Source organism: Stappia taiwanensis (genome assembly GCF_014635285.1).
In the GTDB taxonomy this organism is placed as follows: domain Bacteria; phylum Pseudomonadota; class Alphaproteobacteria; order Rhizobiales; family Stappiaceae; genus Stappia; species Stappia taiwanensis.
The window spans coordinates 78,757-100,562 of the sequence record NZ_BMCR01000004.1; the positions used below are offsets into that span (position 1 = coordinate 78,757).

Annotated in this window: 18 protein-coding genes; 8 read left to right on the forward strand and 10 right to left on the reverse strand. The window is 66.4% G+C overall.

The window, feature by feature from the left end; all coding sequences use genetic code 11:
- Positions 1–517 precede the first annotated feature (517 nt).
- Positions 518–2,017, reverse strand: a complete 1,500-nt coding sequence (locus tag IEV83_RS11125) for a CoA-acylating methylmalonate-semialdehyde dehydrogenase (protein ID WP_181759173.1) — start codon at positions 2,015–2,017, stop codon at positions 518–520.
- Positions 2,018–2,222: 205 nt separating this feature from the next.
- On the opposite strand from IEV83_RS11125, the gene IEV83_RS11130 reads away from it, so the two are divergent.
- On the forward strand, positions 2,223–3,104 hold the full coding sequence (locus IEV83_RS11130; protein ID WP_181759172.1) for a LysR family transcriptional regulator: 882 nt from the start codon (positions 2,223–2,225) through the stop codon (positions 3,102–3,104).
- A 22-nt stretch (positions 3,105–3,126) separates the two neighbouring features.
- Here the strand turns inward: IEV83_RS11130 and IEV83_RS11135 are convergent, their stop codons facing one another.
- The gene (locus IEV83_RS11135) at positions 3,127–4,251 is read right to left on the reverse strand and encodes a Gfo/Idh/MocA family protein (RefSeq protein ID WP_181759171.1); all 1,125 of its coding nucleotides are present in this window, start codon (positions 4,249–4,251) and stop codon (positions 3,127–3,129) included.
- A gap of 161 nt (positions 4,252–4,412) precedes the next feature.
- Here IEV83_RS11135 and iolG point away from each other — a divergent pair, with 161 nt between their 5' ends.
- A complete protein-coding gene (gene iolG, locus IEV83_RS11140) occupies positions 4,413–5,411 on the forward strand; it encodes an inositol 2-dehydrogenase (RefSeq protein WP_181759170.1) in 999 nt (332 codons plus the stop codon).
- Between the two features lie 30 nt (positions 5,412–5,441).
- Here iolG and IEV83_RS11145 read toward each other — a convergent pair whose 3' ends face one another.
- Positions 5,442–6,302, reverse strand: a complete 861-nt coding sequence (locus IEV83_RS11145; RefSeq protein ID WP_181759169.1) for a MurR/RpiR family transcriptional regulator — start codon at positions 6,300–6,302, stop codon at positions 5,442–5,444.
- A gap of 297 nt (positions 6,303–6,599) precedes the next feature.
- Here IEV83_RS11145 and IEV83_RS11150 point away from each other — a divergent pair, with 297 nt between their 5' ends.
- The 3 genes from IEV83_RS11150 (at position 6,600) to IEV83_RS11160 (ending at position 9,645) form a co-directional block, all read left to right on the forward strand.
- Positions 6,600–7,553 carry a sugar ABC transporter substrate-binding protein gene (locus IEV83_RS11150; protein ID WP_181759168.1) on the forward strand — a complete coding sequence of 318 codons (954 nt, stop codon included), beginning with the start codon at positions 6,600–6,602 and terminating at the stop codon, positions 7,551–7,553.
- 159 nt (positions 7,554–7,712) lie between these two features.
- Positions 7,713–8,834, forward strand: coding sequence for an ABC transporter permease (locus IEV83_RS11155; RefSeq protein WP_181759167.1), 1,122 nt, complete (start codon positions 7,713–7,715; stop codon positions 8,832–8,834).
- Between the two features lie 4 nt (positions 8,835–8,838).
- Complete coding sequence (locus IEV83_RS11160; RefSeq protein WP_181759166.1) at positions 8,839–9,645, forward strand: ATP-binding cassette domain-containing protein; 807 nt, start codon at positions 8,839–8,841, stop codon at positions 9,643–9,645.
- A gap of 74 nt (positions 9,646–9,719) precedes the next feature.
- On the opposite strand, the gene IEV83_RS11165 is transcribed toward IEV83_RS11160, so the two are convergent.
- Positions 9,720–11,261, reverse strand: a complete 1,542-nt coding sequence (locus tag IEV83_RS11165) for an alkaline phosphatase family protein (protein WP_181759165.1) — start codon at positions 11,259–11,261, stop codon at positions 9,720–9,722.
- A gap of 202 nt (positions 11,262–11,463) precedes the next feature.
- Here IEV83_RS11165 and IEV83_RS11170 point away from each other — a divergent pair, with 202 nt between their 5' ends.
- The gene (locus tag IEV83_RS11170; RefSeq protein ID WP_181759164.1) at positions 11,464–12,381 is read left to right on the forward strand and encodes a pirin family protein; all 918 of its coding nucleotides are present in this window, start codon (positions 11,464–11,466) and stop codon (positions 12,379–12,381) included.
- Here the strand turns inward: IEV83_RS11170 and IEV83_RS11175 are convergent.
- Positions 12,365–13,228, reverse strand: a complete 864-nt coding sequence (locus IEV83_RS11175; protein ID WP_181759163.1) for a DUF6030 family protein — start codon at positions 13,226–13,228, stop codon at positions 12,365–12,367. The genes IEV83_RS11170 and IEV83_RS11175 overlap by 17 nt on opposite strands.
- A 182-nt stretch (positions 13,229–13,410) precedes the next feature.
- Between IEV83_RS11175 and IEV83_RS11180 the strand changes: the two genes are divergently transcribed.
- Together IEV83_RS11180 and IEV83_RS11185 are read left to right on the forward strand one after the other, a co-directional pair.
- Positions 13,411–14,682, forward strand: coding sequence for an acetylornithine deacetylase/succinyl-diaminopimelate desuccinylase family protein (locus IEV83_RS11180; RefSeq protein WP_181759162.1), 1,272 nt, complete (start codon positions 13,411–13,413; stop codon positions 14,680–14,682).
- A gap of 34 nt (positions 14,683–14,716) precedes the next feature.
- A complete protein-coding gene (locus tag IEV83_RS11185) occupies positions 14,717–16,219 on the forward strand; it encodes an ABC transporter substrate-binding protein (protein WP_181759161.1) in 1,503 nt (500 codons plus the stop codon).
- Between the two features lie 132 nt (positions 16,220–16,351).
- Here IEV83_RS11185 and ilvD read toward each other — a convergent pair whose 3' ends face one another.
- From ilvD to IEV83_RS11210, 5 genes are all read right to left on the reverse strand, one after another.
- A complete protein-coding gene (gene ilvD / locus IEV83_RS11190) occupies positions 16,352–18,196 on the reverse strand; it encodes a dihydroxy-acid dehydratase (RefSeq protein WP_181759160.1) in 1,845 nt (614 codons plus the stop codon).
- 219 nt (positions 18,197–18,415) lie between these two features.
- Complete coding sequence (locus tag IEV83_RS11195) at positions 18,416–19,126, reverse strand: ABC transporter ATP-binding protein (RefSeq protein WP_181759159.1); 711 nt, start codon at positions 19,124–19,126, stop codon at positions 18,416–18,418.
- Positions 19,123–19,878 carry an ABC transporter ATP-binding protein gene (locus IEV83_RS11200; RefSeq protein ID WP_181759158.1) on the reverse strand — a complete coding sequence of 252 codons (756 nt, stop codon included), beginning with the start codon at positions 19,876–19,878 and terminating at the stop codon, positions 19,123–19,125. The genes IEV83_RS11195 and IEV83_RS11200 overlap by 4 nt, the downstream gene beginning before the upstream one ends.
- Positions 19,871–20,836 carry a branched-chain amino acid ABC transporter permease gene (locus IEV83_RS11205; protein ID WP_308683736.1) on the reverse strand — a complete coding sequence of 322 codons (966 nt, stop codon included), beginning with the start codon at positions 20,834–20,836 and terminating at the stop codon, positions 19,871–19,873. The genes IEV83_RS11200 and IEV83_RS11205 overlap by 8 nt, the downstream gene beginning before the upstream one ends.
- A 5-nt stretch (positions 20,837–20,841) precedes the next feature.
- Positions 20,842–21,765, reverse strand: coding sequence for a branched-chain amino acid ABC transporter permease (locus tag IEV83_RS11210; protein WP_181759156.1), 924 nt, complete (start codon positions 21,763–21,765; stop codon positions 20,842–20,844).
- Positions 21,766–21,806 lie beyond the last annotated feature (41 nt).

The window sequence follows — 21,806 nt, forward strand, 5'->3', positions numbered from 1 at the left end:
GCAAGCCTTGGCGCGAGCCGGGATCGGAGAGCCAAAGAGCCAGCGTTGGCCAGCCGGGGAAGAGCCGCCAGGCCGTGCCTCGCCGATCCCGGCTCGCCGCTTCGCGGCGTCCGGGAGGACGCTGCGTGTGGGGCGCTTGATCCTCTTATTCCAAACAGCGTGGAACCCGCTTACCGTCGATGCGCGTTCGCCCCAACCGGCTGGTGGTCAGGGCGCGGGCTGGCGCCCGCTTACCCTCGATGCACGTTCGCCCCAACCGGCTGGCGGTCTCGACGCGGCCAGAGCCGCTTACCCTCGACCGCGTTCGCCCCTTCGATCATGCCACCGGCATGATCGATCCGGCACTTTCTTGAGCGTTCAACTCGTCCGTCCCGGAAAGAACCGGGACGGGTTGAGCTTGTGAGCCGGACCGGCTGGCGGTCTCGACGCGGCCAGAGCCGCTTACCCTCGACCGCGTTCGCCCCTTCGATCATGCCACCGGCATGATCGATCCGGCCCTGGCGGGCCGGACCGGGGCTCACTTCATCGTCGGAATGACGAATTCGGCGCCGTCCTTCAGACCGCTCGGCCAGCGCGAGGTGACCGTCTTGGTGCGCGTGTAGAACTTGAACGCATCCGGGCCGTGCTGGTTGAGGTCGCCGAAGCCGGACCGCTTCCAGCCACCGAAGGTGTGGTAGGCAAGCGGCACGGGGATCGGCACGTTGATGCCGACCATGCCGATGTTGATCCGGCTGGCGAAGTCGCGGGCGGTGTCGCCATCGCGGGTGAAGATCGCGGTGCCATTGCCGTATTCGTGGCTCATCGGCAGATCGAGCGCCTCGTCGTAGTCCTTGGCGCGCACCACCGACAGCACGGGGCCGAAGATCTCTTCCTTGTAGATCGACATGTCCTTGGTGACATTGTCGAACAGGCAGCCACCCATGAAGTAGCCGTTCTCATAGCCCTGCATGGTGAAGTCGCGGCCATCGACCGCAAGGGTCGCGCCGTCCTTCACGCCCTGCTCCACCAGGCCAAGCACGCGCTCACGCGCCTGGGCGGTGACCAGCGGACCGAAGTCGACGTCGTTGCCGGCGGTGTAGGGCCCGATCTTCAGGCTTTCCACCCGCGGGATCAGCCGCTCCATCAGCGCGTTGGCGGCAGCCTCGCCAACCGGCACGGCCACGGAAATCGCCATGCAGCGCTCGCCAGCCGCGCCATAGCCGGCGCCGATCAGCGCATCGGCCGCCTGATCCATGTCCGCATCCGGCATGATGATCATGTGGTTCTTGGCACCGCCGAAGCACTGCACCCGCTTGCCGTTGGCACAGCCGCGCGAATAGACGTATTCGGCAATCGCCGTGGAGCCGACGAACCCGACCGCCATGATGTCCGGATCGTCGAGCACACCGTCGACCGCTTCCTTGTCGCCGTTGACGACATTGAGGATGCCAGCGGGAAGGCCGGCCTCAAGCATCAGTTCGGCCAGCATCATCGGCACGGAGGGATCGCGCTCCGACGGCTTCAGGATGAAGGCGTTGCCGGCGGCGATCGCCGGGCAGAACTTCCACATCGGGATCATCGCCGGGAAGTTGAACGGCGTGATGCCGGCGACGACACCCAGCGGCTGGCGCATGGAATACATGTCGATGCCCGGGCCCGCGCCCTCGGTGAACTCGCCCTTCAGGAGATGCGGCGCGCCGATGCAGAACTCGGCAACCTCAAGACCACGGATCACATCGCCCTTGGCATCCGGAATGGTCTTGCCATGCTCGCGGCTCAGCGCCTCGGCCAGCTTGTCCATGTCGCGGTGCAGCAGATCGACGAACTTCATCAGAACGCGGGCGCGCTTCTGCGGGTTCTGCGCAGCCCAGGCCGGCTGTGCCGCCGCCGCGTTCTCCACCGCCGCGCGCAGCTCGTCCTTGCTCGCCAGCGCCACCTTGGCCTGAACCTCACCGGTCGCCGGATTGTAGACATCCGCGAACCGTCCCGACGTGCCGGCAACATGCTTGCCGCCGATGAAATGTCCAATCGTTTCCATGGGTCGCTCTCTCCCTGTCTCCATCCCGGTCGGATCGCCCGGATGGCTTGCAAATTCTCGTGCCCCCGCATGTCATGCGACATGCCCAGGCGACCCCTGTTTGATGCCTTCGTTTTTTGTCTTTCGCAATAGACGCATTGCCGCAACCGTTGTGCATAAATTATAGTCGCGACCCCGATACCCTTGAACCGACAGGCACTCTTTCATGAACTGGGATGACTTGCGCATCTTCCTCGCGGTGGCCCGCGCCGGCCAGCTTCTGGCCGCCGCCCGCGCGCTGGGGGTCAACCATGCCACGGTCGCCCGGCGGCTGTCGGCGCTGGAGGAGGATCTGGCGGTGAAGCTGGTGGACCGGCGCACCACCGGCTCCCTGCTCACCCCTGCAGGCGAGCGGTTTCGGGCAACGGCGGAGCGGATCGAGGCGGAGATGCTTGGCGCGCGCGCCGATATCGGCGGCGGCGACATCGCCATTTCCGGCACGGTGCGGATCGGCGCGCCGGACGGCTTCGGCGTCGCCTTTCTCGCCCCCCGGCTCGGCACGCTGGCCGCGCGGCATCCGGATCTGACGCTGCAACTGGTGCCGGTGCCCCGGGCCGTGTCGCTGTCGCGGCGCGAGGCGGATATCGCCATCACCGTCGAGCGGCCGGAACATGGCCGGCTGGTCGCCCGCAAGCTGGTCGACTATAGCCTCGGGCTCTATGCCTCGAAGGCCTATCTGGAGCGCGCGGGCATGCCCGAAACGGCGCAGGACCTGCGCACCCATGCGCTGGTCGGCTATGTGGAGGATCTGGTCTACGCCTCAGCCCTTGCCTATGCGGATGAGATCGACCGGGCATTCCGCCCCCGGTTCGAGATTGCCTCGGCGCTCGGCCAGACCGAGGCGGTGCGCGCCGGCGCCGGGATCGGCATCCTTCATGCTTTCATCGCCCGGCGCGATCCGAAACTTGTTCCGGTGCTGCCGGAGAAACGAATTTCCCGCAGCTACTGGCTGGTGCTGCATGAGAGCTTGCGCGAGATGCGCAGGGTGCGCGTGGTCGCCGACTTCATCGCCAGCGAGGTGGAACGGGAGCGGACAAGCTTCACCTGAGCCGCTGCCGCTTCCGCGTCCCCTACTCCGTCACCGTGCCAACATCGACCCAGCCGCCCTCGGCGAAGGAGCGCGCCGCAGCATGAACCGTGCGTTCGATGGCCAGCCCCTCGGCGAAGGTGATGGCGGTGGCCGTCTCCCCGGCGATCAGACGGATCAGCTCCCGGCACTCGATCACCTTCAGATCGTTGAAGCCAAGACCGTGACCGGGCGCGGGAATGAACTGGCCGTAGGGCGCATGGGCGGGACCGGCCAGGGTTCGGGTGTAGCCCTGCTCCGCCTCGGGACCGACGGCGCGGTAGACCTCGACCTCGTTCATGCGCTCCTGATCGTAGAGGATCGATCCCTTCGAGCCGAAGATCTGCAGGGCGATGCGGCCTTTCCGCCCCCAGGCGGAGCGGTTGACCAGAAGGCTTGCCTGCATGCCGTTTTCCAGCCGCAGCAGCAGGTTGGCCATGTCATGGGTCTCGACCACACGCGGGTTGCCCTTATCCTGCCGGGTCGCGTAGGGCTGGCCCATGTCGCAGAACACCCGGGCGACATTGCCAAACAGGCGCTGGATCAGCGACAGCGGATGCACGGCGAAATCATCGAGCGCGCCATAGCCGGAGGCCGCAGCGCTCTTCCAGTGGAACGGCGCATCCGGGTCGGCCATGAAGTCCTCGTCCATCTCCGCGCGCACCTGGAACGGTGTACCGATGGCCCCCTCTTTCAGCAGCCGGCCGATCTGGCGGAAAATAGGGTTCTGAATGTAGTTGTAGCCAAGCAGCGCCACCCGGCCCGAGGCCGCTGCGGCCGCGCTCATGCGCTCAGCATCGGCGAGCGCCGGCGCCATCGGCTTCTCGCACCACACATGCTTGCCGGCTTCAAGCGCGGCAATCGCCATTTCGGCGTGGAATTCATTCGGGGTGGTGACCGACACCACATCCACCGCCGGATCGGCCACCAGCGCCCGCCAGTCGGCAGTCGCCCGGGCAAAGCCGAAGGCCTCCGCCTTCTCCCGCGCCAGCTCCGGTGTCACCTCGCACAGGAGTTCCAGACGCGGGCGGGCGACATCGCCGAAAACGCCCTTGACCGCGTTCCAGGCCAGTGCATGACACTTGCCCATGTATCCGGTTCCGATCAGACCGACGCCGAGAGAAGTCATGCCAAGCCTTTCCGTCCGTGGTCGCCGCCATCAGGCAGCGACGAAAGATGTTCAAAAGCCGATTTTTGCCCGGGCCGCGCGCCGGGCCCCTTGCGCGAATGAAACGTGAATTCTATACATCGGTCAATATGGAATAAACATTCTTTTGCGAGGTCCAACCCGTGCTTTCCATCGCCGTAATCGGGGCCGGCCGCATCGGCCAGATCCATGCCAGCAACCTTGCCGCGCGCGCCAGCGAACGCGGCGATCTGAAGATCTTCGGCATCGCCGACGCGGTGGACGCGGCAGCGACGGCGCTGGCGGCTCGTGTCGGCGCGCCGGTGGTCACCGCCGAGGCGGCGCTGGCCTCGCCGGATTGCAACGCGGTGCTGATCGCCTCGCCCACCGACACCCATGCGGATCTGATCGAGCAGGCGGCCCGGGCCGGCAAGGCGATCTTCTGCGAAAAGCCGGTGGACCTGTCGGCGGAGCGCATCCGCGCGGTGATGGGTGTGGTCAAGGACAGCGGCGTGCCGCTGTTCATCGGCTTCAACCGGCGCTTCGACCCGAACTTCGCGAGCCTCAAGGCGCGGATCGACGACGGCCAGGTGGGCGATGTGGAATTGGTGACGATCCTGTCGCGCGATCCGACCCCGCCGCCGGTTTCCTACATCGAACGGTCCGGCGGGCTGTTCCGCGACATGATGATCCACGATTTCGACATGGCCCGCTTCCTGCTCGGCGAAGAGCCGGTCGAGGTGCATGCGGTCGGCTCCAGCCTGGTCGATCCGGCGATCGGCGCGGCCGGCGATGTGGACACCGCCGCCGTTCTGCTGCGCACCGCCAGCGGCAAGATCGCCCAGATCTCCAACTCGCGGCGGGCGACCTACGGCTATGACCAGCGGGTCGAGGTGCATGGCGCCAAGGGGTTGCTGCGGGCCGGCAACATCCACGAGACCAGCGTGGAACTGGCCACTGGCGGCGGCTTCACCGCCGATCCGGTACAGCCGTTCTTCCTGGAGCGCTACGCCGCCGCCTACCGGCTGGAACTGGACGCCTTCCTTGCCTGCGCGCGCGGCGAGAAGGCCCCGTCTCCCGATGGCGAGGACGGCCTCAAGGCCCAGCTTCTGGCCGATGCGGCAACCGCGGCAGCACAAAGCGGGCAGCCGGTCCGGCTCTAAACATCAGACGCAAATGCGGTCCCGCGCGCCTCAGGCGCGCGCTGGGCCTTTCTCCTCCGCCTCCGCGCGGCGGATTTCCGCAGCGGCCACGCAGAGCGCCATCGCCAGACACAAGGTGCCAGACAGCGAGCGGAAGGCGCCGAGATCGGCCTCGATCACCTCGATCACCACCTTTGCCGACTCCATCAGCGGCGAAAACGGCGAATCCGTCAGGGCCAGCACCGGCACGCCCCGCGCGGCGGCGGCATTGGCCACATCCACGGTCAGCGAAGTATAGGGCGTGAAGCTGACGGCGATCAGCAGGTCCTCCGGTCCGGCGGCCTCCGCCTGCTCCGGGCCGAGCCCGGCCACATTGTCGATCAGCACCGTGGGCGAGCCGAGCTTGGCCAGCGCATAGGCCATGTAGGAACAGACCGGAAAGGCGCGCCGCTGGCCGAGCAGGTAGATCGCCCGCGCCCCGGCGATCAGCCGCGCCGCCTCATCCATGCGCGCCGGCTCGATGGTGTCGCGCAGGCGGATCAGCGAGGTCACCGCCGTGTCGACGAAATCGCCGAACAGGGCATGCGCCCCCTGGCTGTCGGCACTGCGCCGGCGCAGCACCTCCAGCCGTTCGTCATAGTCCGGCCAGCGGTCGCGCAGGCGGGCGCGGAACACGTCCTGCAACTCCGAAAACCCCTGATAGCCGAGCGACTGGGCAAAGCGCACCAGCGTCGAGGGCTGCACGCCAGCCTGTTCGGCAATCGCCGCCACCGTGCCGAAGGTCACATCGTCCGGCCGGTCGACGGCAAAGGCCGCCACCTGCGCCAGCCGCTTGGGCATGTCCGGGCGCCGCTCGATCAGAAGCGCGCGCAGGGTATCGAAGTCTCTCGGTGTTCCGTCAGTCTCGCTCATTCCCGTTCCCGTTCCGGCCTGGCCGGCGCCCCATGCATCATCGCCGCGGGCACTTTCCGGCCATGGATTCCAGCTTGACACTCCCGCCCGAAAAATGGAATAAAAATTCCACATGATGATTTTTAGAATGCATCATTCCGACCTTTGGGTCGAATGCGTCGCCGCGCTTGCGCCATGGCTGTCATACACAGCTGGCCAAAGAAGAAGAACCCGCAAAACCGGGCCCGGGGCGGCGCAGGATGGGAAGGTGAAAAGTCATTGTCATCCCCTTTGAAGGGGACTTCGGGAGGAAACCGCATGAAACGTTTGTTCGCCCCCTTTCTGACCGCCGCTGCGGTCGTCGGCCTGACCGCAGCCGCGCCGCAGGCCCCGGCGATGGCCGCCGAGGACATCAACATCATCGTCGTCAGCCATGGTCAGGCATCCGACCCGTTCTGGTCGGTGGTCAAGAACGGCGTGGCCCAGGCCGCCAAGGACATGAGCGTGACGGTCGACTATCGGGCGCCGGAAACCTTCGACATGGTGGCCATGGCCCAGTTGATCGACGCGGCCGTCAATCAGGAGCCGGACGGGTTGATCGTCTCGATCCCCGATGGCGACGCGCTCGGCGACGCCATCCGCAAGGCGGTGTCCGCCGGCATCCCAGTGATCTCGATGAACTCCGGCAGCCAGGTTTCCGCCTCGCTCGGCGCGCTGCTGCACGTCGGCCAGGAAGAGTATGACGCGGGCAAGAAGGCCGGCGAGGCGCTCGCCTCCATGGGCGGCAAGAAGGGCCTTTGCGTCAACCACGAGGTCGGCAACCTTGCCCTCGACCAGCGCTGCCAGGGCTTTGCCGATGGCTTCGGCGGCTCCGTCACCGTGCTGCCGACCACCAACGATCCGGCGGAAATCCTGTCCAAGGTGAAGGCGTCCCTTGCCTCCGATGGCGACATCGACACGATCATGGCCCTCGGCGCCTCGCTCGCCGGCGAGCCGGTGGTGCAGGCGGTCAAGGACAGCGGCATGAACGGCAGCGTGAAGGTGGCGACCTTCGACATGTCGGCCAACTTCCTGCAGTCGATCGTCGACGGCGACGCGACCTTCGCCATCGACCAGCAGCAGTATCTGCAGGGCTACCTGCCGGTGGTGTTCCTGGCCAACAATGCCCGCTACGGCCTGATGCCGGGCGGCAACGTGCCCTCCGGCCCGAACCTTGTCACCAAGGACAAGGCCGCGCAGGTCATCGACCTGTCCGCCAAGGGCATCCGCTAAGACGCCCTCCGGGGGAAAGCTCGCGCTTTCCCCCGCTTCACATCGGCCGTCCGGCGCCCTGCCCGGACCGGCCGCGCTTCTCCGGAAGCTGCGGGCCATGCTCCCGCACCCATTCCCTGACGACCCGCTTTCTGGCGAACCAAGAACCGAGGCCCGCAGATGAGCGATGGCAATCTTGCCGCATCCGCTCCGGATGCCCCCGACGAGCGACTGATCCGCACCACGGCGATGACCCGGCTGCTGCGCCGCCCCGAGCTCGGCGCCCTGGCCGGCCTGGTGCTTGTCACCTGCTTCTTCCTGATCGTCGCCAATCCGGCGATGTTCACCCTTGCCGGCATCATGAATTTCATGGCCCCGGCGGCTCAGCTCGGCATTCTGGCCATTGGCGCCGCGCTCTTGATGGTCGGCGGCGAGTTCGACCTGTCGGTCGGCTCGATGGTCGCCTTCGCCGGACTTGCCTTCGGCACCGTTCTCGTCACCTGGGACATGCCGCTTGTCGTCGCCATCGCCGCGACCCTGGCCTTTGCCGCCGGCATCGGCGCGCTGAACGGCCAGATCGTGCTGCGCACCGGCCTGCCCTCCTTCATCGTCACCCTTGCCTTCCTGTTCATCCTGCGCGGCCTGACGCTGGTCGGCCTGAAATGGGCCACCGGCGGCGCCACCCAGTTGCGCGGCGTCAAGGAAGCGGCCGGCGACAGCCTGATGCTGACCTTCTTCTCCGGCGATGCCTTCGAGGGGCTGTTCGCCTGGTTCGCCGCCAATGGCTGGATCGATACGTTCAAGAACGGCACGCCGAAGGTCACCGGCGTGCCGGTGGAGATCCTCTGGTTCGTCGGCATTGCCCTCTTTGCCACCTGGGTGCTGCTGCGCACCAAGTTCGGCAACTGGATCTTCGCCGCCGGCGGCGATGCCAACGCAGCGCGCAATTCCGGCGTGCCGGTGCGGCGGGTCAAGACCATCCTGTTCATGGGCACGGCCGTCTGCGCCGCGCTGGTCGCCATCCTCACCGTGCTGGATGCGGGCTCCACCGATGCCCGTCGGGGCTTTCAGAAGGAATTCGAGGCAATCATCGCCGCGGTGATCGGCGGCTGCCTGCTGACCGGCGGCTACGGCTCGGCCATTGGCGCGTTCTTCGGCGCCATCATCTTCGGCATGGTGCTGATCGGCCTGACCTACACCAGCATCGACCAGGACTGGTATCTGGTGTTCCTCGGCGGCATGTTGCTGCTGGCGGTGCTGTTCAACAACTTCATCCGCAAGCGGGCGACGGGGGAGCGCTGAGGCCATGACCGAGACCCAGACAACCAGCGAAACCGGCACGCCGCTCATCGAGGTGCGCGACATCGTCAAGCACTTCGGCTCCGTCATCGCCCTTGGCGGCGTGTCGATGAAGGTGCATTCCGGCGAGGTGCTGTGCCTGCTCGGCGACAATGGCGCCGGCAAGTCGACCTTGATCAAGACCCTGTCCGGCGTCCACGCGCCCACCGGCGGCACTTTCCTGGTCGATGGCCAGCCGGTGTCCTTCAGCAGCCCGCGCGAGGCGCTCGATGCGGGCATCGCCACGGTCTATCAGGATCTGGCGATGATCCCGCTGATGTCGATCACCCGCAATTTCTTCATGGGGCGCGAACCGCTGAAGGGCGTGGGGCCGTTCAAATACATGGACATGGCCCATGCAGACCGGGTGACCCGCGACGAGATGCACCGGATCGGCATCGACGTACGCGATCCGCAACAGGCGGTCGGCACCCTGTCCGGCGGCGAGCGGCAATGCGTCGCCATCGCCCGAGCGGTCTATTTCGGCGCCAAGGTCCTGATCCTCGATGAGCCGACCTCGGCGCTCGGCGTGGCCCAGACCTCGATGGTGCTGAAATACATCAATCAGGTGCGGGCCAAGGGGCTTGGGGTGATCTTCATCACCCACAACGTGCGCCACGCCTATGCGGTCGGCAACCGCTTCACGGTGCTGAACCGGGGCAAGACCCTCGGCACCCACACCAAGGACGAAATCACCATCGATGAATTGCAGAACCTGATGGCCGGCGGCAAGGAGCTGCAGGATCTCGGCGCCGAACTGGGCGGCACGATCTAAGCGAGAGGTTCCGACTGGCGTGGCCTCGCGCGTTTTCATGAAACGGCGAGCCACGCCAGCCCCTCGCACCGCCCCTAACTTGCCCGGGCGTCCACCGGTCCGTCCTCGGTGAGCTCGATGCCGGTCAGCCGCTTGTCGAGATGGCGCGCGCGCCAGGCCAGCATCTTTTCCGCATAGTGCAGCCGCACCGAGGCATAGGCCGGATCGTCGGCCACATTGCGGGTCTCATTCGGATCATCGGCCAGATCGAACAACAGCGGCGGCAAGCCGCTGAAATGCACGTATTTGACATCCGCATCGCGGATCACCGCCATGCCGCTGGCGTCGATCGGCAGGCCGAGCGCTGCCTCCGCCGCACCGGACGCGACCTCGCGGAAATCGTATTCCCAATGCACCGCATCGCGCCAGTCGGCCGGTGTCTCGCCGTCGAGGAACGCGGTCAGCGGCCGGCCGTCGATCCAGCCCGGATAGCCCGCGCCAATCGCCTCCAGCACCGTCGGCATCACGTCGACGGATTCGGTAAAGGCCTCCACCACCCGTCCATGCCCGGCCTCCTTGCGCGGATCGCGCACCACCAGCGGAATGTGGAAGCTCTGGTCGTAAAAGCCGAGCTTGGAGAACAGTTGGTGGTCGCCCATCATCTCGCCGTGATCGGAGGTCAGCACCACCAGGGTGTTGTCCCAGACCCCTTGCGCCTTCAGCCCGTCGATCATCCGGCCGATCTGGGCATCCACCTCCGAGACCATGCCCCAATAGGTCGCCCGGATCCGCCGCCGGGTCGCCTCGTCCCAGTCGCGAACCTTGCCTTCCGCACCCCAGATGAAGTCGGCCTTGTCCTGCTTGTCGATGGAATAGGCAAGGAACGGATGCACCGCCGCCGCCTCGTCCGGGCTGGCCGCACCGCGAAACGCCGGCCCCTCAGCCGGATCGTACATGGAGGCATAGGGCTCGGGCACGATGAAGGGCGGATGCGGACGGATGAAGCTGACATGGGCGAACCAGGGCCGTGCGGTGGCCGCGGGCGAGGCCTCGACCTCGTCGAGCCAGCGCAGGAATTCGCCGACGAGGAAGGCAGTCTCGGTCTCCTCCGCGCCATAATGCGGCGGCGTGCCGGAGGGCGGGTCGGCCGGCGCGCCATCCGGCAGCCACACATCCTGGCCGCGCTCCGGCAGCTTGCGCCCGCCCTTTTCCAGCCAGGAGAGCCAGGGGCCGTGATCCTCCGGCACCCGCACCCGAACGCTCATGCCCGGCAGGATGCCCTCATAGGTGCGCAGCCACGGATCGTCTCCCGACACGGTGCGCGGATCGACCGACTGGTCCGTATAGCCAAAAAGGGTCGGGTCATAGCCGGCGCGCCGGGCGGCAAGAGCAATGGTGTCGTGCCGGGCATCGAGCGGCGTGCCGTTGCGCACCACCCGGTTGGTCATCTGGTAAAGGCCGGTGTAGAGGCAGGCGCGGGCCGGCGAGCAGGGTGCGGCCTGGCAAAAATGGTTCTTGAAATAGACCGCCTGACGCGCCAGCGCGTCGATGTTCGGCGTCTTCACATGCGGATGCCCGGCAGCCCCGAGACAGTCGCCGCGCCACTGGTCGGCGGTGATCAGAAGAACATTGAGCATGAAGGTGGAAACTCTCTTCAGGAACGCCCGCCGCAGCGGAAGGAACAAACGAAACCCTCGACCGTCCGCCGCCGGGTGGATTGTCCGCCGACCGAAGACAGTCTGTCGCCGGATGCTTGTCTCGTCACGGCGCGCGCCCGCATTATGTTTGGATCAGGTGTAAATTGCGAGACGCCAAACCGCTCTCATGGGGAGAAAAACCATGACCTGGATGCCCGATCTTGACCCGCAGCCGGGCGATGCCGGTGCCTGCGACCTGATTGACACGATCATCGTGCCGCGTGCCCGCGATCTTGGCGGGTTCGAGGTGCGCCGCGCCCTACCCTCGCCCAAGCGGCAGATGATCGGGCCGTTCATCTTCTTCGACCAGATGGGACCGGCGGAATTCCTGGAGACCGGCGGCATCGACGTGCGCCCGCATCCGCATATCGGCCTGGCCACCGTCACCTATCTGTTCGACGGCGAGATCCACCACCGCGACAGCCTCGGCTCGGACCTGCCGATCCGGCCGGGCGACCTCAACTGGATGACCGCCGGCAAGGGCATCGTCCATTCCGAGCGGGAGGATCCTGCGCGGCGCAAGACCCGGCGCAGGATCTTCGGCATCCAGAGCTGGGTCGCGCTGCCCATCCACGCGGAGGAAACCGCGCCGACCTTCGAGCATGTGGGCCGCGCCAACCTGCCGGTTCTCAGCGACAAGGGTGCCAGCGTGCGGGTCATCGCCGGGGAGCTTTACGGTGCGCGCTCGCCGGTGAAGACCGCCTCGGAAACCATCTATGCCGATATTTCCCTGGAGGCCGGACGCAGCATCCCCATCGACGCCACCCATGAAGAGCGCGCGCTCTACACGGTGGAGGGCGAGGTGGAGATCTCCGGCGAACGCTTCGGCGCCGGGCAGCTTCTCGTCTTCAAGCCCGGCGACGCCATCACCGTGCGCGCGGCCGGTGGTCCGGCGCGTTTCCTCCTGCTTGGCGGCGAGCCGATGGACGGACCCCGGCATATCTGGTGGAACTTCGTCTCCTCCTCGAAGGAGCGGATCGACCAGGCGAAGGAGGACTGGAAACAGCGCCGCTTCGACACGGTGCCGGGCGACGAGACGGAGTTCATTCCGCTTCCGTGACCGGTTCTTGGGTCTCTGGCGCTTGCCCTGTGGGCACGGCGAAGGGCGCGACCTGCGGGCGCGGGCCGCGCTGCCGCCGGCCCCGCTCCCAGGCGAAGGGGGCGAACAGCTCCGCCGGCGCCAGAAGGTCGACAGTTGGGAAGTCGAGGATCACATTGAGACGGCGCACGTTCGCCGCATCGTCGAACAGACGCGGATCCTCCGGCAGCACCTTCATGTCCACCCCGTGTTCGACAAGCCGCAGGGGCTGCCCGCGCTCCACCGCCCATCGCAATGCATCCGGCAGCGGCCAGCCATAGCGCGCGCCCACCGCCTCCAGCACACGCAGCAGCGCCGCCTTTGCCAGCGGCGCGGTGCGCGGGTTGTCGCCGTTCAGCTTGATCCGCACGCTGCCGAGGCCTTCCTTGTCGAGGCCACGCAGATTGACGAACAGGGAGGAGCTGCGCCCATCGGCGCCCGGCGCGCCAATGGCGACCAGATCGCTGGCGCAAAACCAGGCGCCGGGCACGAGCGGGTCCGGCCGCCAGTCGGACATCGGCACGCCAATCCCGGTCAGCTCCGCGCACAAAGCCTCCGGCCGGCCCATGAACACCCGCTTGAAGGTCGCCGGCCGGTCGAGCCCCGGACGGATCAGCCGCTGCCGATCGGTCTCCGGCAGGCTCGCCAGCGGATCGGCGCCCACTGGCGCTTCAACGGACGGCCGGATCACGGTTGGCCCGCGCCGCGCCTCACCGCGCATCCAAACGGCGGCGACAAGCGCGGCCACCGCCAGCGCTCCGGCGGCAATGCCGGTTGCCCAGCCACGCCAGCTCTTGCCTTTGGCGCCCCTTTCGGCAGTCTCGTTCATGCGGGCGCACACCTGCGCCGCGCCACCTGCCGCAACGCGAACAGCGGCCTGGCGCCATGGGAGCGACAACAGACCGCCGCCCGCGAAAAGGCCTCGCGGTTCTGCTGGAAAGCGTGCGGTTGCTGGTGCACCATGGGTTGCCGATCACCTCGCATCGGCCATTCATAGCACCGGGGGCCCACATGCTGGAGGCGCTTTTTCAGCGCATTGAGGACAAGCGGGACGATCTCGTCGCGCTGACCCAGGAGTTGATCCGCGTTCCGACCGTCAATCCACCGGGGGAGGCCTATACCCCTTGCGCCGAACTGATCGGCAACCGGCTGGCGCGGCGGGGCTTTTCGGTGCGCTACCTGCGCGGCGAGGACACGCCCGGCGACAGCGCCCGCTACCCGCGCACCAATGTGGTCGCCCGCTACGCAGGGCGCGCGCCCGGTCCTTGCGTCCACTTCAACTCGCATATCGACGTGGTCGAGGCCGGCCATGGCTGGACGGTCGACCCCTTCGCCGGGATCGTGCGTGACGGCAAGGTGTACGGTCGCGGCGCCTGTGACATGAAGGGCGGGCTTGCCGCCTCGATCATCGCCGTCGAAGCCCTGATCGAGGCGATGCCCGATCTTCCCGGCGCCATCGAGATTTCCGGCACGGTGGACGAGGAATCCGGCGGCTTCGGCGGTGTGGCCTATCTGGCCAGCAAGGGATTGTTCTCGCCGCCGCGGGTCGACCACGTGATCATTCCCGAACCGCTCAACAAGGATCGCATCTGCCTGGGCCATCGCGGCGTGTGGTGGGCGGAAATCGAAACCCATGGCTCCATCGCCCATGGCTCCATGCCCTTTCTCGGCGATTGCGCGGTGCGCCACATGGGTGCGGTGCTGAACCGGTTCGAGACCGAACTTTATCCCAAGCTTGCGGCAAAGCACACGGACATGCCGGTGGTGCCGGAAGGCGCGCGCTCCTCGACCATGAACATCAACAGCATGCATGGCGGCCAGCCGGAAGGCTTCGAGGGCCTGCCCTCCCCGTGCGTGCCCGACAGTTGCCGGATGGTGATCGACCGGCGCTACCTGATCGAGGAGCAACTGGCCGATGTGAAGGCCGAGGTGGTCTCGATCCTCGACGACCTGAGCCGGACCCGCGACAACTTCGACTACTCGATCCGCGACCTGATGGAAGTGATCCCGACCATGACCGACCGGGAGGCGCCGGTGGTCCGGGCTGTGGCCGCCGGGATCCGCGACGTTCTGGCCAAGGCGCCGGACTACGTGATCTCGCCCGGCACCTACGATCAGAAACACATTGCCCGGATCGGCCATTTGCATGATTGCATCGCCTATGGCCCGGGCATTCTCGACATGGCTCACAGGCCGGATGAATTCGTCGGCATCGACGATATGGTGGACAGCGCCAAGGTGATGGCGCAGGCAAGCTTGGCACTCTTGACCGGCCGAATCTGACGGGCGGATGGATCTTCAACGGGAGGTGATTGCAATGATGGTGACTTTCAGCCGGCGGGCCCTGATGCTCGCGGGACTGGCGCTCGGTGCCGCGACAGCGGTGCTGCCCGGTGCGGCACAAGCCGCGCGTACGGACCTGACCCTTGGCATCAGGCTGGAGCCACCGCATCTCGACCCGACCGCCGGCGCGGCGGCGGCCATCGACGAGATCACCTACGCCAATATCTTCGAAGGGCTGACGCGGATTGACGCGCAAGGCGCGGTCCTGCCCTGGCTGGCGAAAAGCTGGGAGATTTCCGAGGATGGCAAGACCTACACCTTCTCCTTGCGCGACGGCGTGCGCTTCCATGACGGCACCACGTTCGATGCGCAGGACGCGAAATTCTCGCTCGACCGCGCCCGGGGGGAGGACAGCACCAATGCGCAAAAGCCGCTGTTTTCCGGCATCGAGAGCGTCGAGGTGGTCGACCCGCTGACCCTCAAGGTCACCTTGAGCCAGCCGAACGGCGCCTTCCTGTTCAACCTTGGCTGGGGCGATGCGGCGATGGTCGCGCCGGAGAGCGCGGCCGGCAACAAGGCAAAGCCGGTCGGCACCGGCCCCTTCACCTTCAGCCAGTGGGTGCAGGGCGACCGGATCGTGCTTCGCAAGAACCCGGAGTACTGGGGCGCACCGGTGCGGCTCGACAAGGCGACCTTCAAGATCATCGCCGACCCGGCCGCCGCGCTGGCGGCGCTGCTCGCCGGCGATGTGGACGGGTTCCCGATCTTTCAGGCGCTGGAAAACCTGCCCATGCTGGAGGCGGACCCGCGCTTCACCGTCGACGTCGGATCGACCGAGGGCGAGACCATTCTGGCCATGAACAACAAGGCCGGGCCGCTGGCGGATGTGCGCGTGCGCCGGGCGATTTCCCATGCGATTGACCGGCAGGCGATCATCGATGGCGCCATGTTCGGGGTCGGCACGCCGATCGGCACCCATTTCGCCCCGCACCATCCGGCCTATCAGGATCTTGTCGGCACCTACCCGCTCGATCTGGATGCGGCCCGCGCGCTGCTGGCGGAGGCGGGCTACCCGGAAGGCTTCAAGGCGACGCTGAAGCTGCCGCCGCCCGCCTATGCCCGCCGTGGCGGCGAGCTGATCGCCTCGGACCTGAAGAAGATCGGCATCGAGCTGGAAATCGTGCCGCTGGAATGGGCGCAGTGGCTCAGCGACGTGTTCAAGGGCAAGACCTACGACATGACCATCGTCTCGCATACCGAGCCGATGGACATCGGCATCTATGGCCGGGACGACTACTACTTCCAGTACGACAGCCCGGAGTTCAAGAAGGTGATGGCCGAGCTTGAGGCGGCGACCGACACCGACACCCGCTACAAGCTGATGGCCGAGGCGCAGCGGCGCATCACCGAGGATGCGGTGAATGTCTATCTGTTCCAGCTCGCCAAGGCCGGGGTGTGGAATGCCAAGCTGAAGGGCATGTGGCGCAACGCCCCGATCCAGGCGAACGATCTCACCGGCGTCCACTGGGAAGATTGACGGAACGCCCGCAAAACCGCCGCGACACAACGAAAAACCCCGCCCGTGCGACCGGCACGGGCGGGGTTTTGCTTTTCAAGGCAGGACGATCAGCCCCTGCGACGGTGTCCCGCCGCAGGATATGACGCCCGGTCAGTCGACCTTGCGCACCGCGCCTTCGGCGGCGGAGGTGGTCAGCATGGCATAGGCCTTCAGCGCCGTGCTGATCTTGCGGGTGCGCTTTTCCTGCGGCTTCCAGGCATCCTCGCCCCTGGCCTCCATCGCCGCGCGGCGCGAGGCAAGCTCGGCGTCGGAGACGGCCAGATGGATGGTCCGGTTGGGGATGTCGATCTCCAGCGTGTCGCCTTCCTCGGCCAGCGCGATCAGCCCGCCTTCCGCCGCTTCCGGCGAGACATGGCCGATGGACAGGCCCGAGGTGCCGCCGGAGAAGCGGCCATCGGTGACCAGCGCGCAGGCCGCGCCAAGGCCCTTCGACTTCAGATAGCTGGTCGGGTAGAGCATTTCCTGCATACCCGGTCCTCCGCGCGGGCCTTCGTAGCGGATCAGCACCACGTCACCGGCAACGATCTTGCCGGTGAGAATGCCGCTCACGGCCGAATCCTGGCTTTCGAAGATCCGCACCCGACCGGTGAACTTCAGGATCGCATCATCGACGCCCGCCGTCTTCACGATGCAGCCATCCTCGGCGATGTTGCCATAGAGAACGGCAAGGCCGCCATCCTGTGAGAAGGCGTGGTCGCGGGTGCGGATGACGCCGGCTTCCCGGTCATCATCGACGCTGTCGTAGCGGCAATCCTGCGAGAAGGCGACCTGGCTGGGCACGCCCGCCGGTCCGGCCTTGTAGAACGAACGCACCGTCTCGCTGGAGGTGCGCTTGATATCCCACTGGTTCAGCGCGTCTTCCATTGACGGCGCATGCACCGTCGGCAGCGAGGTGTCGAGCAGCCCGGCCCGGTCCAGCTCACCGAGAATGCCCATGATGCCACCGGCCCGGTGCACGTCTTCCATGTGCACGTTGGCGACGGACGGCGCCACCTTGCACAGCACCGGCACCTTGCGCGACAGCTTGTCGATGTCGGACATGGTGAAGTCGATCTCGCCTTCACGGGCCGCGGCCAAGAGATGCAGCACCGTGTTGGTCGAACCGCCCATGGCGATGTCCAGCGACATGGCGTTGTGGAAGGCCGCACGGCTGGCGATGGAACGCGGCAGCACGCTGGCATCATCCTGCTCGTAATAGCGCCGGGCGATATCGACGATCAGATGTCCGGCCTCGACGAACAGGCGGCGGCGGTCCGCGTGGGTCGCCAGCGTCGAGCCGTTGCCCGGCAGCGCCAGCCCGAGCGCCTCGGTCAGGCAGTTCATCGAGTTGGCGGTGAACATGCCCGAACAGGAGCCGCAGGTCGGACAGGCCGAGCGCTCGATGGCCTGCACATCCGCATCGGACATGTTGTCATCGGCAGCGGCGACCATGGCATCGACCAGATCGAGCGCCTTTTCGGTGCCGTCGGCCAGCTTGACCTTGCCCGCTTCCATCGGCCCGCCGGAGACGAACACCGCCGGGATGTTCAACCGCAGCGCCGCCATCAGCATGCCGGGCGTGATCTTGTCGCAATTGGAAATGCAGACCATGGCGTCGGCGCAATGGGCATTGACCATGTATTCGATGCTGTCGGCGATGATCTCGCGCGAGGGCAGCGAATAGAGCATGCCGTCGTGGCCCATGGCGATGCCATCATCGACCGCGATGGTGTTGAACTCCTTGGCGACACCGCCGGCGGCCTCGACCTCACGGGCGACCAACTGGCCAAGATCCTTCAGATGTACGTGGCCCGGAACGAACTGGGTAAAGGAATTGGCGATGGCGATGATCGGCTTGCCGAAATCCCCATCCTTCATGCCGGTGGCGCGCCAAAGGCCGCGCGCGCCCGCCATGTTACGTCCATGTGTACTCGTTCTAGACCGGTAAGTCGGCATGTTCGCCCCAATGCGTTCGTATGACGAATGGATGTCGACAGATGGGGTACGAAATCATGCCTCAAGACGCAAGGAAATTGCGGGAAGACGAGCCCTGCGTTGTGCGCAAGGCTCACACCTACCTGACCGCGCATTGACCCCGGACCTGCCCGTTTTCCGATCCCGGCACCTGCAAGGGGCAACGGGATCGGAGGGCATGATATCGCGGGAACGGGATACTCAGACGCTCAGATAGCGCTCGCGCACGCTGGCATCGGCCTTCAGCTCGGCGCTGCTGCCGGTCCAGACCACCCGGCCCTTTTCCACCACCACATGGCGATCCGCGAGGCTTTCCAGCGCATCGACGTTCTTGTCGACGACGAGAATCGACTGCCCCTCCCGCTTCAGCCGGGCGAGGCACTCCCAGATCTCGCGGCGGATCAGCGGCGCGAGACCTTCGGTCGCCTCATCGAGGATCAGGAGCTTGGGGTTGGTCATCAACGCCCGGCCGATCGCCAGCATCTGCTGCTCGCCGCCGGAAAGCTGGTTGCCCATGTTGGCCCGCCGTTCCCGCAGACGCGGAAAGAAGCCGTAGACCCGTTCCAGCGTCCAGCAGGGGGCGGCGCCGAACCGGTTGGCGCCGGTGGCGACAAGGTTTTCCTCCACCGTCAGGGTCGGAAAGATCTGACGCCCTTCCGGCACCAGCCCCAGCCCGGCCTGGGCAATGCGGTAGGATGGCGCGCCCGTGAGGCTTTGCCCCTCGAAGCGAACCTCGCCCGCATCGGCGGCGATCATGCCCATCACCGCACGGATGGTGGTGGTCTTGCCCATGCCGTTGCGGCCCATCAGCGTCACCACCTCGCCCGCGTCAATGGCAAAGCTCATGCCGAACAGCACCCGGGCGGCGCCATAGGAGGCCTCCAGCCCCTCCACCTCCAGAAGTACGCTCATGCCGCGCCCTCCTCGCCGAGATAGGCCTCGCGCACCTCGGCGCTTTCTCGGATTTCCTCCGGCGTTCCGGTGGCGATGATCCGGCCATAGACCAGCACGGAAATGCGGTCGGCCAGCGCGAACACCGCGCCCATGTCATGTTCCACCAGCAGCATCGCGTAGCGCCCCTTCAGCCCGGTCAGCACCTCCACCAGCCGGTCGGTCTCCTCCCGCCCGGTGCCGGCCATCGGCTCGTCGAGCAGCAGGAGTTTCGGCTCGGTCGCCAGGCTGATCGCCAGTTCCAGCGCCCGTTTCTCGCCATGGGAGAGAATGCCCGCCGGCGTGTCGGCCCGGTGGGCAAGGCCGAGTTCGCCAAGCCAGCGCTCCGCGCCTTCGTTGAGCGCCCGGTCGCGCGCCACATTGCGGATGAAGCGGAAGGAATGGCCCTGCCGCGCCTGCAGCGCCAGCGCCACATTCTCCCGCGCGGTGAATTCGGGCAGGATCTCGGTGATCTGGAACGAGCGCGACAGACCGGCGCGGGCGCGCAGGTGCATCGGCTTGGCAGTCACATCCTGCCCATCGAAGGTGATGGTGCCGCCATCGACGGCGAGCGCACCGGAAATCTGGCCGATCAGGGTGGTCTTGCCGGCGCCATTGGGGCCGATCACCGCATGGATTTCTCCCGGGCGCACATCGAGATTGACGTGATCGGTCACCTTCAGCGCGCCATAGGCCTTGTGCACGTCCTGAAGACGCAGGATCGGCTCAGTCATTGCGGCCTCCCTTGCCCAGAAGGCCGGTAATCCCGCCCCTGCCGAACAGCACGACGAGGATAAGGAACGGGCCGAACAGAAGCCGCCAATGCTCGGTGATGTGGGAGAGCAGCTCCTCCAGCACCAGAAAACTGGCGGCGCCGACGATCGCGCCGAGCAGCGAGCCCAGCCCGCCGAGCACCACCATGACGATCAGCTCGCCGGAGCGGTGCCAGGACATGTAGGCGGGCGAGACGAATTCCGCCGCATTGGCGAGCAGCGCCCCGGCAAGACCCGCCATCATACCGGCGATCACATACGCCGCGAGCCGGTAGGGATAAGGATCGATGCCAACCGCGCGCAGGCGCATCTCACTCTGCTTCGCGCCCTTCAGCACCCGGCCGAAGCGGGAGGCGACGATCATCCGCGCCAGCAGATAGACCCCCAGCAGGCAGGCCAGCACCACATAATAAAAGGTGGTGCGGTCGCCAAGCGGGGCGAAGCCGAACACCTCGGTGCGGCCCCACATGGTGAGCCCGTCGTCGCCGCCATAGGCTGACAAGGAGGTGGCAGTGTAATAAGCCATCTGCCCGAACGCCAGGGTGATCATGATGAAATAGACGCCCCGGGTCTTCAGGCTGATCGCCCCGGTGATCGCGGCGAACAGGCCGCAGGTGAGAAGCACCACCGGCAGCGACACGGTGACATCCCAGATGCCGTGTTCGGCAAGAATGCCGACCGCATAGGCGCCCAAACCGAGATAGGCGGCGTGGCCGAAGCTGACCATAGCCCCCTGCCCGAGGATCAGCGACAGGCTGACGGCAGCGATGGCGAAAACCATCACCCGAATGGTGAAGAAAACGATGAAGGTGTCGCCCATCGCCGCCGCCGCGGCGGGCAGCAGAGCGAAGGCGGCGAACACGACAACGGCGGCAAGGTCCGTGCGGGACGGCCGGTGAGAACTGGTCGATCCGGTCATGAGGGTCATCCGCTGCGGGCCGGGAACAGGCCGGTGGGCCGGAAGAATAGAACGCCGGCCATCAGCACGTAGATCAGCATGGAGGCAATGGCCGGGCCGACATCGTTGGCGGCCGACGGCGACAGCACCATCTTGGCGATGTCGGTGGCAAAGCCGCGCCCCAGCGTATCGACCAGACCGACGATCAGCGCCGCCAGGAAGGCCCCGCGAATCGAGCCGATACCGCCGATGACGATCACCACGAAGGCGAGGATCAGGAGATTGTCGCCCATGCCCGGTTCCACGACGAGGATCGGCGCTGCGAGAATGCCGGCGAACCCGGCGAGCATGGTGCCGAAGCCGAACACCAGCATGAACAGCCGGCGAATGTTGACACCAAGCGCGCCGACCATGGCCGGGTTGGTCGCCCCCGCCCGCACCAGCATGCCGGCGCGGGTACGGCTGACCAGCACATAGAGCAGCAACGCCACGCCGAGGCCGGCGCCGATCAGCGCGATCCGGTAAACCGGATAGAGCAGCCCGTCCATCAGCACGATGGAGCCGGACAGAAGATCGGGCATCGGCAGGGACAGGGGCGCGGCGCCCCAGACCACCTTCACGCCCTCGTTGAGGAACATGATGACGCCGAATGTCGCCAGCACCTGATCGAGGTGGTCCCGGTCATAAAGGTGGCGAAACACCAGCAGCTCCAGCAAGAGCCCGAGGCCCAGCGCGCCGATCAGCGCCAGCACCAGCGCGCCCCAGAAGCTGCCGGTGAGCGCATAGGCGGCAACCGCCAGATAGGCGCCGAGCATGTACTGGACCCCATGGGCCAGATTGATGCAATCCATCACCCCGAACACCAGCGTCAGGCCGGCGGCGATCAGAAAGAGGAGAATGCCCAGTTGCAGACCGTTCAGGGTCTGGACGGCAAGAAGGGTGGCGCTCAACGGCTTCAGCCTCGTCGGTTGCGCGGAAATGCGTTAGGGAA